The organism is Luteolibacter rhizosphaerae (genome assembly GCF_025950095.1).
GTDB classification, from domain to species: domain Bacteria; phylum Verrucomicrobiota; class Verrucomicrobiia; order Verrucomicrobiales; family Akkermansiaceae; genus Haloferula; species Haloferula rhizosphaerae.
In genome coordinates, this window is record NZ_JAPDDR010000008.1 from 84,872 (window position 1) to 100,962 (window position 16,091).

A 16,091-nucleotide genomic window follows, 5' to 3' on the forward strand; every position below is an offset into this window, starting at 1 on the left:
ACTTCATTCGGCATTCCCTCGCAGAGGGCCTCATTCTTCTTCAAACTTCCGCCCGATCAGATCGGCTAGCGCTTCCAGCGCGGCATCGGCATCGGAGCCTTCGGCAGCCACGCTGATCACGGAGCCGTGACCGGCGGCCAGCATCATGAGACCCATGATGCTCTTGCCGTCCACTTCCTCGCCATCTTTCTCGACACGGACTTCCGAGGAGAACCGGCTCGCCGTTTTCACGAATTGAGCGGCGGGACGGGCATGGATGCCGAGCTTGTTCTGAATGGTAAATTCGCGTTGCGCCATCGGCATGGTGTGTCGGACGGGCCGCAGCGTAGGAGTATGTCCGCCTCTCTTCCAAGGGATTTTTTCAAGGCCGGAGAATGGACCCCGGTCGGGCGCTCCAATTTTTGTTCTTTGAAGCCGTGGCGCTCCCCCGCACCATGCGCTCAAGAATGTCCAAGTCCGCGCCTCAGGAAACCGTGCTCCAAGGGACTCCGGTCTCGCCAGGGATCGGTATTGGCCCGGTGCATGTAGTGGCTCGCGGCTTTTCCGCCCCGGAAGTTTACCACATTTCGGAAAGTGAAATCCCGGTGGAGCAGGAGCGCTTCCGCGTCGCCCTGGAGGAAACCAAGGCCCAGCTCGACGAGTTGCAGCAGACGATCAAATCCCTTTCGGGGGAGGAGGACAGCCGGATTTTCGAGGCCCACCTGATGGTGCTGGAAGACCGCGCGATGCTGGACCGCGTGGCGGAGGCGATCAAATCCCGCCGCCAGAATGCGGAATTCGCCTTCTACGCGGTGATGCAGCATTTCCTGGAGGCCATGCGCCGCGTGCCGGACCCGTACCTGCGGGAGCGCACCGTCGACTTGGAGGATGTCTGCCAGCGCGTGCTGCGGAATTTCTCGGAGGAGGCCCCGCGCCACTCGGCCCCGGAGGAAAAGCACATCCTCGTCGCCTACGATCTCACCCCATCGGACACCGCCGCGCTCGACCGCCGCCATGTCCTCGGCTTCGCCACCGAGCTGGGGAGCGTGAATTCCCACTCCGGGATTTTGGCCCGCTCGCTCGGCCTGCCTGCGATTGTCGGGATCGAGGACGCGGTGTTGGATATCCGCACCCTGACTCCGGCCATTCTCGACGGTTACTCCGGCCGCCTGATCCTCAATCCCACCGAGGATACCCTGAAGCGCTATCAGGAGCTACAGGAGCGCAAGGAGAAGGTCCGCCAGGATCTGGAGGCCCAGCGGGATGCCGCCACCGCCACCACCGACGGCCGCACGATCACGCTTTCCTCGAATATTGAGTTCCTCGACGAACTCGCCTTGGTCCGCAACAGCGGCGCGAAGGGGGTGGGTCTCTACCGCACGGAGTTCCTGCTGCTCGATGGCGAGGACATGCCGGACGAACACGAGCAGGCGGAGGCTTACAAGAAGCTCGCCACCGAACTGGCCCCGCATCCGGTGATCATCCGCACCCTCGATGCCGGTGGCGACAAGCTGCCGGTCGAGCCGCTCACCGAGCCGGAGCCGAATCCCTTCCTCGGCTGGCGCGGCATCCGGGTCTCGCTGGATCGCCCTGGCATGTTCAAGGAGCAGCTCCGCGCGATCCTGCGCGCCAGCGCCCACGGCAAGCTCGCGGTCATGTTCCCGCTCGTCTCCGGCCTCGGCGAAGTCCGCCGCGCGAAGGATTACCTAAAGGAGTGCATGGACGAGCTGGCGAAGGACGGCGTGCCCTTCGACGAAAAGCTCGAAACCGGCGTGATGATCGAGGTGCCGAGCGCCGCGGTGATTGCGGATCTCATCGCCCCGGAGGTCGACTTCTTCTCTATCGGGACGAATGACCTGATTCAGTACACCGTGGCGGTCGACCGTGTGAACCATCACGTCGCCGATCTCTATCGCCCCACGCATCCCGCCGTCGTGCGCCTCATCAAGCGCACCGTGGATGCCGCCGCGAATGCCGGCATCTGGACCGGCGTCTGCGGTGAGATGGCCGGCGATATTCGTCTCACGCCGCTGCTGTTAGGCCTTGGGGTGGAGGAACTTTCCGTGGGACCGCATCAGGTTCCCCGCGTGCGCCGCGCCATCCGTGCACTGAGCCACTCCGAGTGCTCTGTCATGGCGGAGCAAGCGCTCATGACCGGTATCAGCCAGGAGATCATGGACGCGACCATGGGCATGGCGAAGCAGTATTACCCGGAGCTGATGGATTGAAAGGTTGCCTGCGCGGTTCTTCGGGCAGTCGGAACTAAGGCGGCTCGGCGGCGGTCTTTCGCAAGGCATGCACCCATGAGAATCAGGCCTGCAACTCCGGAAGACGCCAACGCTCTGACGGAGATCGCTTTCGCCGCGAAGAGGCACTGGAACTATCCCGAAGATTGGATCCGGCGTTGGCAGGATCTCCTCACCATCACGCCCGAATATGTGCTGGAGAACCGGGTCTTGGTCGCAGTGAGCGAAGACGAGGGCGAGGTGATCGGCTTCAGCGCGGTGAGCTTGCAGGGGGAAGTCGCGCTTCTGGATCACCTCTGGGTGCTGCCGGCCTTTATGGGGAAAGGCGCGGGTCGAGCCCTGTTCTCGGCCGCGGAACAAGCGGCTCGTGAGAGTGCTGCAGTCCGCATGACCATCCTCAGCGATCCCCATGCAGAGCCCTTCTACCTCCGCATGGGAGCCGTCCTCTGCGGCAGGGAATCCGCCAGCATGGATGGGGAGGAGAGGTATCTACCTCTGCTCGGGAAAGCTCTTTGAATCGGGATGCTCGGGATCGTGAGAGCTCGCTATCTCACCATTGGATTTTTCGGAATCTGCCGGTCGCCTCTCGGCGGCTGCGGCACTTCCTGCGGTTTCGTTTGTTCCCGTGCCGCCCGCTGGCCCTCGAAGTTTTCTAACAAGCCGCTCAGCCGCTTGAGGTCCTCTTGGATCAGTTTCACCTCCTCGCCATTCCCCGCTTGCAGCACCAGCGTCTCATATCCGGCTTGAACCGTCTGGAGATCCTCCAGTGTCACGGCATTCACCTCGTCCGCCAGAAGTTGCCGGTGCCGCTTGAAGGCTTTTGCCTCTTCGGCCACCTCGGGCATTTGCTCCAACTCCGCGATCTTTACCTTAAGCGTCTCGGGCCATTTTTGTCCCGCCACGTTCACGTAGGGTCGCTCGCGGAACTCTAACAGGCCGCGCCATTGTTGTAGAGGCGGGAGCGCTCCGATTTTCGCATACTCCGCCTGCAGCGCCTTCTCGTCCCGGGTGCCGCCATTCCGCAGAGCGAACCATTCCTTCAGGGCAGGGGAGCCGGTCTTCGGGAAATCGTGCCCCAGATCGTTCCAAGTCTCCATCCGCACCTCCGCGCCCAGCTTCCCGAAGAACAGGCGGGCCTTCAGGGCGAAGGGATAGGTGCCATCCTTGCGACCTACCCCGATGAACAGCGGAGTTCCCGGCTTCAGCGGCACCGCCTTGGGCTTGATCTCGCTCATATGCCCCGCCCCCAGGATCACCGCGCCAGCCAGCGAGGGATCGGCTTGCAGGAACATCCCGCTCATCCAGCCGCCCATGCTAAAGCCCGAGACATAAACCCGCTTCGGATCCAGTCCCTTCGTCTGTGCGAGTTGGTCGCGCACGCGGTGCAGCACGGCGATCTCCCTCTGCAGGTTTTCCGGCGTGTAGGTGAATGGCCCGGGTTTCGTGTATGTCATCCCGACCACGATCCAGTCGTTCGGCCCCGCATGCTCGCGGAATACCTTGGTCGTCGGGCGGCCATTGGAGCCGTGATAATAGAAAACCGCGGGATATGACTTTCCCGGGTCGTGGTTGGCCGGCAGCGAGAGCTCCACCGGGATCGGCAGGCCCTCCACCTTCAGCGGTTCGGCCTCAGCCAAACCGATCAGAGCGACGCCTATCGAAAGAATCCTCAACATGCCGCGCATGCTGATTTGTCCGTGGCTCCCTCGCCAGCCGATTTGCGGGTAGGCCTCGCCTTCAGACCGGCGGATCGCCGAGGATCCACTTCGCCTTCTTCGGATTCGGGTGCCGCCGCAGCGTGGCGAAGTCGTCGATCAGCCCGGCCTTGGGGAAGTAGGGCTCCGCGGACTCGCCCTTCGGCAGCTCGATGTTGATCTCCAGCTTGAACAAATCGTCCTCGCTGCGGAACGCGCTCATCTTGCCCATGAAGCCCTTACCATCGAAGGTTTCGTACTCAACCGTGGACCCGGGAAGTTCGCAGAAATCGCTCACTCCCGGCGGCAGGGGAATCCAATCCTCATCCAGGAGCTCTTCTTCGGCGACCTCTTGATCTTCGTCTGGCACAGGCCGAGAGTGACAACTGCGGAGCGAATCGTCAATGAGGCCCGCCTGTTGCTCTCTGGAATTGTCTCGCGGTCGCAGCCCTTTCCCAAGTCACGAAAAAGCCGGACGGTTTCCCGTCCGGCTTTGCGTTAATTGAGTCTGCAGCGCGGGCTCTTAGAAGTCGCCCATGCCGTGGTCGTGGCCGTGGCCACCGCCGCCGGCGGGCTTCTCTTCCTTGATCTCGGTGATCAGGGCTTCCGTGGTGAGCAGGAGACCGGCGATCGAGGCGGCGTTCTGCAGGGCGGAACGGGTCACCTTGGTCGGGTCGACCACGCCGGAAGCGATGAGGTCTTCGTAGGTGTCGGTGGCGACGTTGTAGCCGTGACCGGCCTTGTTCGTCTTCACGTTCTCGACGATCAGAGCACCTTCGCGGCCGGCGTTGGCAGCCAGCTGGCGGAGGGGAGCCTCGATCGCGCGGGACACGATGCCGGCACCGGTCTTCTCGTCACCTGCCAAGCCGAGGTCGCCGATGGCGGCCTGGGCACGGATCAGGGCAGTACCACCGCCGGGGACGATGCCCTCTTCCACCGCAGCGCGGGTGGCGTGCAGGGCGTCTTCCACGCGGGCCTTCTTCTCCTTCATCTCGGTCTCGGTGGCGGCACCGACGTTGATAACGGCCACACCGCCGGCGAGCTTGGCGAGGCGCTCCTGGAGCTTCTCGCGGTCGTAGTCGCTGGTGGTTTCCTCGATCTGGCGGCGGATCTGATTCACGCGGCCGGTGATGGACTCGCTGGAACCGGCACCTTCAACGATGGTGGTGTTTTCCTTGGTGATGGTCACGCGCTTGGCGGTGCCCAGGTCGGAGAGTTCGACGCCCTCGAGCTTGATGCCGAGGTCTTCGGTGATGACCTTGCCACCGGTGAGGATCGCGAGGTCTTCCAGCATCGCCTTGCGGCGGTCGCCGAAGCCCGGAGCCTTCACGGCTGCGATGTGCAGGATGCCGCGCAGCTTGTTCACCACCAAGGTAGCCAGCGCTTCGCCTTCCACGTCTTCCGCGATGATCAGGAGCGGGCGGCCGGTCTTGGCCACCTTCTCGAGCAGCGGCAGCATGTCTTTCAGCGAGGAGATCTTCTTCTCGTTGATGAGCAGGTAGGCGTTGTCGAGGGACACTTCCATCGTCTCCGCGTTGGTCACGAAGTACGGGGAGAGGTAGCCCTTGTCGAACTGCATGCCTTCCACCACGTCGAGGGTGGTTTCGATGCCCTTGGCTTCTTCCACTGTGATCGTGCCGTCCTTGCCGACCTTGTCCATCGCTTCGGCGATGATGCTGCCGATGGTCTCGTCCCAGTTGGCGGAGACGGTGGCAACCTGGGCGATTTCCTTGGTGTCGTTGACTTCCTTGGAGATGGCCTTGAGCTGGGCCACGATGGCCTCGGTGGCCTTCAGGATGCCGCGCTGCAGCGAGATCGGGTTGGCACCGGCGGTCACGTTGCGCAGGCCTTCCTTGTAGATTGCTTCCGCGAGCACGGTCGCGGTCGTGGTGCCGTCACCGGCGATGTCGGAGGTCTTGCTGGAGACTTCGCGGATCAGCTGGGCGCCCATGTTCTCGTAGGGGCACTCCAGTTCGATTTCCTTGGCGACCGAGACACCGTCCTTGGTGATGGTCGGGGAGCCGAACTTCTTGTCGAGGATGACATTGCGGCCGGCCGGGCCGAGGGTCGCCTTGACGGCGCGGGCGAGTTTCTCCACGCCGCGGAGAAGCGCCTGGCGGGCTGCTTCGTCGAATTGCAATTGCTTAGCCATGATACTTAAAATTTAGATATTTCGAGGATTGAGGGAGTGATCGCCAACCGTCATCGGTCAGTGCTCATTGGGAAACAGCCGTCTTCAAGATGCCTTCCACCAATGATAAATGACTTCTGACCAGTGACTATCAAGCGACGATGCCGAGGATGTCGGACTCGGAAATGATGAGCACTTCCTGGCCGTCGATCTTCACTTCAGTGCCGCCGTATTTGGAGATGAGGACCTTGTCGCCCACCTTCACGGTGAACTCGAGCTTGTTGCCCTTCTCGTCCAAGCCGCCGGTGCCGAGGCTGAGGACTTCGGCTTCCTGGGGCTTCTCCTTGGCGGTGTCCGGGAGAACGATGCCGCCGGCGCTGACTGCTTCGGCGTCGAGGCGCTTCACGAGCACGCGTTGACCGAGTGGTTTGATGCTGGCCATGTGGTTGCTTTGGTTTGGTTTGCGTTGTTGGTTGAGAGACCGCGCCGTGCGGAACGGCGGCGGAAAGTGTCTGAAATCTGTCGTCTTTCGAGGGGTCACGGAAATGACGCCCGGCGAACCGGGCGTCAATACCGTCAATCGGGTGCTTACTTATCCACGACTTCCGCTTCCACGACCTTGCCCTTGGCTTGGCGTGGCTCGGAGGACTGGCCGCCTTCGGCGGGCTCCACGTCCACATCGCCGCCGCCCGGGTTGCCACCCATCGCGCCCTGCGCTTGCTGCGCGGCGTTGTAGAGTTCCTGCAGCGCGGACTCGAGGGTCGAGGTCGCACCCTTGATCGCGTCGATATCGTCGCTCTTCAGGGCGTCCTTCACCGCATCGACTTTCGCTTGGATACCGGACTTGAGTTCGGCCGGGGCCTCGGCAGGCAGCTCGGAGAGTTGCTTCTCCACGCTGTAGACGAGGTTCTCCGCCTTGTTCTTCGTGTCGATGGTCTCGACACGCTTGCGGTCTTCTTCGGCGTGCGATTCGGCTTCCTGCTTGGCGCGCTCGATTTCTTCCTTCGAGAGGCCCGAGGAACCTTGGATCGAGATCTTCTGCTCCTTGCCGGACTGCTTGTCCTTCGCGGACACGTGCAGGATGCCGTTCGCGTCGATATCGAAGGTCACTTCGATCTGCGGCTCGCCGCGGCGTGCGGGGGCGATGCCATCCAGCTTGAAGTTACCGAGCAGCTTGTTGTCGCTGAACATCGGGCGTTCGCCTTGGCAGATGCGGATGTCCACCGCAGGCTGGTTGTCGGAAGCGGTCGAGAAGACCTGCGATTTTTTCGCCGGGATGGTCGTGTTGCGCTCGATCATCGAGGTCGCACGCGAGCCTTCCGTTTCGATCGAAAGGGTCAGCGGGGTCACGTCGAGCAGGAGCACGTCCTTCACGTCGCCCTTGAGCACGCCGCCTTGGATCGAGGCGCCGATGGCTACCACTTCGTCCGGGTTCACACCGCGGTGAGGCTCCTTGCCGGCGAGTTCCTTCGCCACTTCGATCACCTTCGGCATGCGGGTCATACCACCCACGAGGACGAGTTCATCGACCTGCGAGCTGCTGACACCGGCTTCCTTGAGGCAATCGCGCACCGGCTTCTTGGTGCGCTCGAAAAGGTGGTCGGTGAGCTGCTCGAGCTTCGCACGGGTCAGCGTGAGCTGAATGTGCTTCGGGCCGGTCTGGTCCGCCGTGATGAAGGGCAGGCTGATGTCGTAGGACTGGCTGGAGGACAGGGCGATCTTCGCCTTCTCCGCCTCTTCCTTGATGCGCTGCAGCGCGTCGGGCTGGGTGGACAGGTCGATACCTTGGTCCTTCTTGAACTCGCTCACGATCCAAGCGATCAGCGCGTTGTCCCAGTCGTCACCGCCGAGCTGGGTGTCGCCATCGGTCGCGAGCACTTCGAAGACGCCGTCGCCGATCTCCAGCACGGAGATGTCGAAGGTGCCGCCGCCGAGGTCATACACGGCGATTTTCTCGTCGGACTTCTTATCGAGGCCGTAGGCGAGCGCGGCTGCGGTCGGCTCGTTGATGATGCGGCGGACGTTCAGGCCCGCGATCTCGCCGGCAGCCTTGGTCGCGTTGCGCTGGGAGTCGTTGAAGTAAGCTGGCACCGTGATCACCGCGTCGGTGATGGTTTCGCCCAGCTTGGCTTCGGCGTCGGCTTTCAGCTTGCCGAGCACCATCGCCGCGATCTCCTGCGGAGAGTAGGTCTTCTTCTCGCCGCCCACTTCCACTTCGATGTGCGCGTCGCCATTCGCGGCGGCCACGATCGTGTAGGGCATCTTCTTGTCGGCCTCGGAAAGTTCCGAGAACTTGCGGCCGATCAGGCGCTTGGCGGAGAAAATGGTGTTCTTCGGGTTGGTCACCGCCTGGCGCTTGGCGGCCTGGCCGATCACGCGCTCGCCGCTCTTCGTGAATGCCACGATCGAGGGCGTGGTGCGGGCGCCTTCCGAGTTTTCGAGCACGACGGGCTCGCCGCCTTCCATGACGGCCATACACGAGTTCGTCGTTCCGAGGTCGATACCGAGAATCTTTGACATGTTGAGGGTGGGTTGGAGGTTTGGTTCGGGCTCCGCGAGAGAGCCGCGGAAATTGCTGGCCCCCTCTTCGCAAGCAACGTGCCACCCTGTTAGCCGGGTGTTTCAAGCCTTATTGCAGTTGAGTTTGCTCGTGTCATCCCCTCCAGAGGTGGGTGGGCGAAGGGCTCCGATCGCGCCAGAATGTCGCCCGTAGCGAGGACAATCTGACACACCGTGTCACACCTGCCCACTTGCGGAATCGGGGCTTTGAAAACTCCTCTGAAACTCTTCAGAAAATCGGGTTGCCAAGCCCGCGACCTCCCCCTAGGGTGCGCGCCCTTCCGCTTAAGGGCAGGTGTCAGAGTGGTCGAATGAGCACGCTTGGAAAGCGTGTGTGCTAGCAATAGTACCGAGGGTTCGAATCCCTCCCTGTCCGCGGAAAGTTTTCCCCTTGTTTTGAGAGCCGATTTGCTCGGCCATTCTCGCCAGACCTTGGCGTTTCAGGGAGGGACGAGAGCCCTTTTTGAGCGCAGCGAAATGGGTTTGAATGCAGGAAGGAGCTTCGCGACCTCTCTTTATCGGCACAGCCGCAGCTTGGCATGGACCGGAGGTCAATTCCTCCCTGTCCGCGGAAAGTTTTCCCTTTGTTTTGCGAGCCACTTTGCTCGCTCCGCGACTGCGGTTATTGGTGCTGCTTCCTCTTCATGAAGAGGGAAGTGCCTTCGAATCCTCCATAAATGGATAGGTAGGCGGGACCGGATTCTCCTGCTATCCAGACGATTGGCGGCGTTCGATGTACCGGCGGAGTCTCCACGCCACGGCCCTTCGGGCGCCCACCAAACCCAATTTCCCGAGTCCGTCCGGCACTCGATCCATTAAACCCGTGGATCGCTTGGCGCATCGCTTCCGTTCGCCGGGAGCGCGGCTTGTCTTTGGGCTCGGTACGCCATCTCCGGAAACGAATCGGCATCCAAACCCTAAGCCACAAACCTCGTGTTTTCCTCTCCTCTTGTCTCCCGTCGGGCGCTGCGTCTCGGTCTGCCCCTCCTCGCGATAAGCACCGGGGCCTACATCTGGACCCAAGCTCCGCCGGTTTCTCCCGAGGCGGTCCAAGCTCCCGCAGTGTCTTCGGTTCGCCATCAGGCGCCACCGTCGCCGGAGCTTCCAGCTGGCGCGGAAATCCCCGGCAAGGCGCCGGAGGCTCCTGCTGCCACCACTTCCCCGGCCCCATCCCTGCAGGCTGCCGCTCCGCTCACCCGCGAGATGGATCTCGCTATCAATCCCTATGCCGCCGGCTTGAGCGCCCCCGGAAAATCCAAGCGGGCTTGGGACACCAAGTTCATCGAGAGCTTCCAGCGCTCGAAGGACGGCGATCCCGTCCGCTTCGAGCTCACGAACGGAGCCATCGCCGAGGGCATCGTGCGGATCGTCCAGTTCGATCAGGGCAGCGTCTTTTACGTCTCCGGCGAACTGAGCGCCCCGGAGCAGGGCAAGTTCTTCTTCCTCACCCCTCCCGCAGGCGGCAAGGCCGGCAAGGCGGTCGGTGTCGTGGAATTTCCCGCGAGTGAAACCGCATATCGCGTCGAGCCCACCGGAGCCGATGGCGCTCCGGAGCTCTGGCAGCGCCGCTTGGATGAAGTCGTCTGCATGCGCGGCGCGGAGGCGGATCCTGCCCTGTTAGATCATGCCACCTGCTCTTGCGGCAAGCCTCACGACATCGTTCCCCTGCGGCCCGACCAAGTGCCGAACTATGTGCCCGAGCACAATGACGAGATCATCTCCCTGCAGAGCTACCCCGGCTCACCCGCGGTGCTCCTGCTCGATTTCGCGGGTGGCTACACCAATAGCTGGGGCGGCATCGCCTATGCCCGCCCGAATGTCAGCAACGAGGTGATCAAGGACGTCTGGAAGCGCGTGGCGGAGGACTTCATGCCCTTCAACATCAACGTCACCACCGACATCAATGTCTTCCTTGCGGCACCCGCGGCCAGCCGCCAGCGCTGCTGCTATACCACCACCCCGGTCACCGCCGCCGGTGTTGCCTACTACGGCTCATGGAACTGGGGGAACGATACCGTCTGCTGGTCGGTCTACAATGTAGGCAAGGCCGCCGCGGAAGTCGGATCGCACGAAGTCGGCCACACCCTCGGCCTAGCCCATCAGGGGCAGACGGGCGGCGGCGAATACTACGGCGGCCATGGCGGTGGCGAAACCGGATGGGCACCCATCATGGGCGTAGGCTATTACCAAGCGGTCACCACTTGGGCGAAGGGCGAGTATACGAACGCCAACCAAGGTCAGGATCAGTTGCTGACCATCACCACGACCAACAACAACGTCGGCTACCGCGCCGACGATACCGGAAGCACCCTGGCCACCTCACGCTACCTCGAGATCTACACCGGCAACTCCGTCTCTGCCGAGGGCGTGATCGAGCGCACCGCTGATACGGATGCCTTCCAGTTCACCACTACCGGCGGCACCGTCAATCTACGGGTCGATCCCGTGGCACCCGGAGATTGGGGGAATCTCGCCACCATGGCCACGCTGGCGGATGCATCGGGCAATGTTCTCTTCACCGCCAATGCGCAGGAAGATGTCTCCTCGACGATCAACGCGAACCTCGCGGCGGGCACTTACACCTTCAGGGTCACGGGTGTCGGCAAGAACGATCCGCTTACCAACGGCTTCTCGGACTACGGCAGCCTCGGCTACTACTCCGTCTCCGGCACCGTGCCGGGAGCCCGTCAGCCGACGCGCCTGAGCGTCGATGAGCGTGCACCTAACAGCACGGTCGTCGGTAATATCCCGGCCACCAATCCCAATAACAGCCCGCTCACCTATACCATCGCCTCCGGCAATACCGGGGGCACCTTCGCCATCAGCAATGCCGGTGTGGTCAACGTGGCGAACAACACCTTGCTCGATTATTACACCTTGGCTGCGAACCCCGCGTTGTACGCCGCCCAATTCGAGCTCTTCGTGAATATCGCGAACGTGAACAACCCCGCACTTTCGGAGACGAACCGTCGCGTTGTGATCGCCGTGGAGCAGCTCTATGCGCCGAAACCTACCGGGCTCATCGCCACCTTGGATAGCAGCCTGCGGATCCGTCTGGAGTGGGCGCAGAGCTATGGTGCCACCGGTTACAACGTGAAGCGCTCGACCACGCCAGGCGGTCCCTACGCCAGCCGCGGCACTGTCACCGGCATGAGCTTCTCCGACAGCGGACTCACCCAGGGAGTGACCTATTATTACGTGGTCACCGCGGTGAATGAGAATGGAGGGAGCAACAACTCCGCGGAAGCCAGCGCGGTTGCCTTGCCGGTTGCGGGCGGCTTCGAGTCGCCGCGCTTGGCCGCCGGCACGTTCCGGTATGCGCCCGCCGGGGCTACCGCCGGTTGGACCTTCGGCGGCAGCGCCGGGAATGGCTCGGGCCTCGTCTCGAACGGCAGCGCCTTCGGCAACCCCACCTCTCCGGAAGGCACCCAGGCCGCTTTCGTGCAGTCAAGCAGTTCGATCTCCCAAACGATCTCCGGGCTCACCCCGGGCACGCTCTATACCATCAACTACCTCGCCGCCCAACGTGGCGGGCAGAGCGGGCAAACATGGGATCTCGTCATCGATGGGAATGTCATCAAGTCCAACACGGCGGGGCCTGCCAGCTACACCGCCCACACCGCGACCTTCACCGCCACCGCCGCTCTCCATACCTTGGCCATCGTCGGGACCAATACCGCGGGCGGGGACAACACGGTTTTCATCGATAACCTTCAGATCGTCGCGGCGGGCCCCACCATCGCGAACTTCAGCTTCGAGTCTCCCGGCCTCGGCGGTGGCTCGGGTGCTTATCAGTACAATCCCTCGGGTGGCTCCTGGACTTTCGGTGGCTCCGCCGGAAACGGCACGGGCATCGCGGCGAATGGCAGCGCCTTCGGCAGCCCGGCCGCGCCGCATGGTTCTCAGGTCGCCTTCGTGCAGCAGAATGGCACGCTCTCCCAAGCTCTTTCGGGCTTTACTTCGGGCAAGGCCTACACGGTCAGCTACTTCGCCGCGCAGCGAGGGGGCAGCTACGGCGGGCAGACGTGGGATGTGAAGATCGGCAGCAACGTCATTCAGTCGAATGGCGTGGGCAGCACCAGCTTCACCAGCTACACCGCGAGGTTCGTCGCTTCTTCCTCGACCCAGACCTTGTCCTTCGCCGGCACCAATTTGAATGGCGGCGATCGCAGCGTGTTCCTCGACAACGTCAGCATCAGCCCGAGCGATGCGATTCAGCCGGTGGTCCCCGGCCTCGCCCTGACAAGCCCTGCGAACAACACCGTCTTCGCCTCGAATGCTCCGGTGAATCTTACCGCTTCGGTCACCGCGAATGGCAATGCCATCAACGCCGTCCAGTTCTTCGTCGGCAAGACCCTGATCGGCCAAATCAACAACGCGCCCTACACCTGCGCGTGGAGCAATGCCAGCGCCGGGAAACACACTGCCTTTGCCCGCGTGCTGTTCAATAATGGTAGCTCCGAGGACTCCGCGCCGCTCGTCTTCGTCGTCGCGAATACCAATCTCAACCTCGGCTTCGAAACCCCGAATCTCGGAGGGGGCCACCAGTACGCACCGGCCGGGGCTTCGTGGACCTTCTCACAGACCGGCATCGCCTCGAATGGCAGTGCCTTCAATAGCCCGGCCGCTCCGGAGGGAACGCAAGTCGGCTTTGTCCAGTTCACCGGTACCACTTCGCAGATCATCACCGGCTTCGTTCCCGGCACGAACTACACGGTGACCTACTCTGCCGCCCAGCGTTCGGGCAACCAGCAGACATGGAACGTGAAGATCGATGGCGCGGTCATTCAATCCGCGAGCGGCGGCAGCTCCTCGTTCGCCAATCGCTCGGCCAGCTTCACCGCTTCAGCTGCCTATCACGCTCTTGCCTTTGAAGGCACCAATCTGGCCGGGGGTGACAACACGATCTTCATCGACAATATCAGCTTCAATCCGCCTCTCCAAAGCAATCAAGGACCGGCCTTGGTGGCGAATACCTCGCCCGCGACGGCGACCGATGTGGTCGGCAGCGAGGTCAGCTTCACGGCGGCCTTCGGCAGCCAGCTCCCCACGACTTACCAATGGCAGAAGATCGTGAATGGTCAGCTCACCGATATTGCCGGTGCGACCACTCCGACCCTTACGCTGGCCAATCTCCAGTTGGCGGATGCCGGTTCCTACCGCCTTCAGGCCACTAGTGCCGCAGGCGTGTCGGTGAGTGCGGCCAGCACGCTCACGGTCGCAAACGTCCCGGCAGCGGTGGACAACGTGATCGTCAGCCATGCGGCCCAGACCGGACTTGGCAGTTCCAGCCCTATCTTCTCGCCCACATGGGAGGTGATTCCCGGTAGCCTGATCGCCACCAAGGCCCCATCGGAAGCCGGTAGCGGGAACTTCACCAACAGCACGAACGTGCTGACCAACGGCAGCGTCGGGCGATCCACCTTCGGCTCGGGTGGCGCCACTGCTACTCAAGTGACCGCTGGCGGTGGCGCGGGCCAGTCGCTCACTTACACGCTCGGCACCTCGCCCGGCGGCTACAGCCTTTTTAGGATCGTGGTTCACGGCGGCTGGCCGGATGCTGGGCGGGACCAGCAGGCATACACGGTCTCCTATGCCACCGTTGCGGCGCCCACCACTTTCCTTCCGCTCGCGGAGGTGAACTACAATCCAGCGAACCCAGCCGCCGTCCAGTCCGCGACCCGCTCGACCTTGGTCTCTTCGACCGGTGGCCCGCTGGCCACCGGGGTTGCCGCTCTCAGGTTCGACTTCACCACGCCCTCTCCCGAGAACGGCTATTGCGGCTACACCGAGATCTCGGTCTACGGCAGTTCGCAGGAGCCTGCGGTGCTGATGCACACTTCACCTGCAACCGCTACGGAAGTCGTGGGTGGGCAGGTGACTTTCACCGCCTCGATCTCCGGTGCCACTCCACTGTCGTATCAATGGCAGAAGGTCGTGAACGGAACTCCGAGCGATATCGCCGGTGCCACCGGTCCCTCTCTCACGCTCTCCAATCTGCAGGCCGGAGATGCCGCCAGCTACCAGCTCAAGGCCACCAACTCCCAAGGCACCGCCACCAGCACGCCGGGCAAGCTGACGGTGAACAATGTGCCTGCGGCCGTGAACAACGTGATCACCTCGTTGGCCGCGCAAACCGGCCTCGGGGGTAACACTACCTTCACCCCGAGCTGGAAGTTGATGGCGGATGGCAGCCTGATCGGTGGCCTCGCTCCATCTAGTGCGGCGGGCAATTTCAGCCTGAATGGAAATGGCAAGAGCACGGCGGCCCTCACCACCATTCGCAGTTTGTCCATCAGCCCGACCACCGTGGGGGAGAACAGCTTCAACTACCTGAGCGGCGGGAATGGCGGCGGTGCCGGCTCCTCGGTGGTTTACACCCTTCCTGCCGGGGGTAATGGCCATACCTTGACCAAGATCATGGTGCACGGCGGTTGGTCGGATGCCGGTCGCGATCAGCAGGCCTACACCCTCTCTTACTCGAAGGTGGCCACGCCGAACACCTTCGTCACCTTAAGCTCGGTCAACTACAACCCCACCAATACGGCTGCCGTCCAATCCACGACCCGCTCGACCCTGACCGCGGCGAACGGCGTGCTTGCCACCAACGTGGCCGCCGTGAAGTTCGACTTCAGCACCCCGGGTTCGGAGAACGGCTGGGTCGGCTACGCGCAGCTCGCGGTCTATGGATCGCCGACGCTCTCGTCGCCGATCAACCTGACCGCTACTCCGGGAGATGCGCAGGCGACATTGAGCTGGGCCATGACCCCGGGCGCTTCTTCTTACAACGTGAAGCGCTCGACCGTGAATGGCGGGCCTTATGCCACGATCGGCAGCGTCTCCAGCCCGGGCTTCCTGAACACCGGACTCACCAATGGCACCCCGTACTACTACGTCGTGACGGCGCTCAATGGCTCAGAGGAAACCGGTAGTTCCAGCCAGGTGTCCGTCACGCCGGTGGCGGTCGGTTACGAGGGCTGGCTTGATGACTATCCTTCCATCACCGGTCCCGCGCGCGGGGCCGCTGCCGATCCGGATGGCGACGGCATTCCGAATGGCATCGAGTTCCTGACCGGCACCTCGCCTGCGGAGGCTTCCAATGCTGCCCCCATGTCGAACACCATGGACGGCTCCGGCAATCTCGTTCTCCAGTTCAAGCGCGTTGATGCAGCGAAGGCCTACGCCGTCACTGTGGAAAGCGCGACCGGCATCGCCGGTCCTTGGACATCCATTGCCGTGCCGAATATCGCTACCAGCACTCCCGCCATGACCGTCATCGAAAACGGCAATGCCGCCGATGACATCACCGTTGTCATTCTCCGTGAAGGTCAGCCGAAGAAGTTCGCTCGCGTCCGGATTGCCATCCCTGTCGCTCCTTGATCGACGGGGATCACTCTACCATCGAACAATGATGCTCACCACGCGCCCCGGAGGCCACGGGAAGCGAGCAAGGAAGCGCTGGGAATCCAGAAATTCCCGGCG

Annotated in this window: 9 protein-coding genes and 1 tRNA gene; 4 read left to right on the forward strand and 6 right to left on the reverse strand. The window is 62.7% G+C overall.

Annotated elements, in window-relative coordinates; genetic code table 11:
- Positions 1–30: 30 nt before the first annotated feature.
- Positions 31–297, reverse strand: a complete 267-nt coding sequence (locus OJ996_RS15835) for an HPr family phosphocarrier protein (RefSeq protein ID WP_264514602.1) — start codon at positions 295–297, stop codon at positions 31–33.
- A gap of 137 nt (positions 298–434) precedes the next feature.
- Between OJ996_RS15835 and ptsP the strand changes: the two genes are divergently transcribed.
- Together ptsP and OJ996_RS15845 are read left to right on the forward strand one after the other, a co-directional pair.
- Positions 435–2,207: a phosphoenolpyruvate--protein phosphotransferase gene (gene ptsP, locus OJ996_RS15840; protein WP_264514603.1), complete on the forward strand. Its 1,773-nt coding sequence runs from the start codon at positions 435–437 to the stop codon at positions 2,205–2,207.
- 75 nt (positions 2,208–2,282) lie between these two features.
- Positions 2,283–2,741 (forward strand): GNAT family N-acetyltransferase, encoded by a 459-nt coding sequence (locus OJ996_RS15845; RefSeq protein ID WP_264514604.1) that lies wholly within the window; start codon positions 2,283–2,285, stop codon positions 2,739–2,741.
- A 29-nt stretch (positions 2,742–2,770) separates the two neighbouring features.
- On the opposite strand, the gene OJ996_RS15850 is transcribed toward OJ996_RS15845, so the two are convergent.
- The 5 genes from OJ996_RS15850 to dnaK form a co-directional block, all read right to left on the reverse strand.
- Entirely contained in the window at positions 2,771–3,901 is a 1,131-nt protein-coding gene (locus OJ996_RS15850; RefSeq protein WP_264514605.1) for an alpha/beta hydrolase, read from the reverse strand.
- A gap of 61 nt (positions 3,902–3,962) precedes the next feature.
- A complete protein-coding gene (locus OJ996_RS15855; protein WP_264514606.1) occupies positions 3,963–4,289 on the reverse strand; it encodes a hypothetical protein in 327 nt (108 codons plus the stop codon).
- A 153-nt stretch (positions 4,290–4,442) separates the two neighbouring features.
- Positions 4,443–6,074: a chaperonin GroEL gene (gene groL / locus OJ996_RS15860; RefSeq protein ID WP_264514850.1), complete on the reverse strand. Its 1,632-nt coding sequence runs from the start codon at positions 6,072–6,074 to the stop codon at positions 4,443–4,445.
- A 127-nt stretch (positions 6,075–6,201) separates the two neighbouring features.
- Positions 6,202–6,492, reverse strand: coding sequence for a co-chaperone GroES (locus OJ996_RS15865; RefSeq protein ID WP_264514607.1), 291 nt, complete (start codon positions 6,490–6,492; stop codon positions 6,202–6,204).
- 146 nt (positions 6,493–6,638) lie between these two features.
- A complete protein-coding gene (gene dnaK / locus OJ996_RS15870; protein WP_264514608.1) occupies positions 6,639–8,570 on the reverse strand; it encodes a molecular chaperone DnaK in 1,932 nt (643 codons plus the stop codon).
- A 328-nt stretch (positions 8,571–8,898) separates the two neighbouring features.
- Here dnaK and OJ996_RS15875 point away from each other — a divergent pair.
- Positions 8,899–8,985, forward strand: a tRNA-Ser gene (locus OJ996_RS15875).
- Between the two features lie 557 nt (positions 8,986–9,542).
- Positions 9,543–15,989 carry a beta strand repeat-containing protein gene (locus tag OJ996_RS15880; protein WP_264514609.1) on the forward strand — a complete coding sequence of 2,149 codons (6,447 nt, stop codon included), beginning with the start codon at positions 9,543–9,545 and terminating at the stop codon, positions 15,987–15,989.
- Positions 15,990–16,091: the final 102 nt, after the last annotated feature.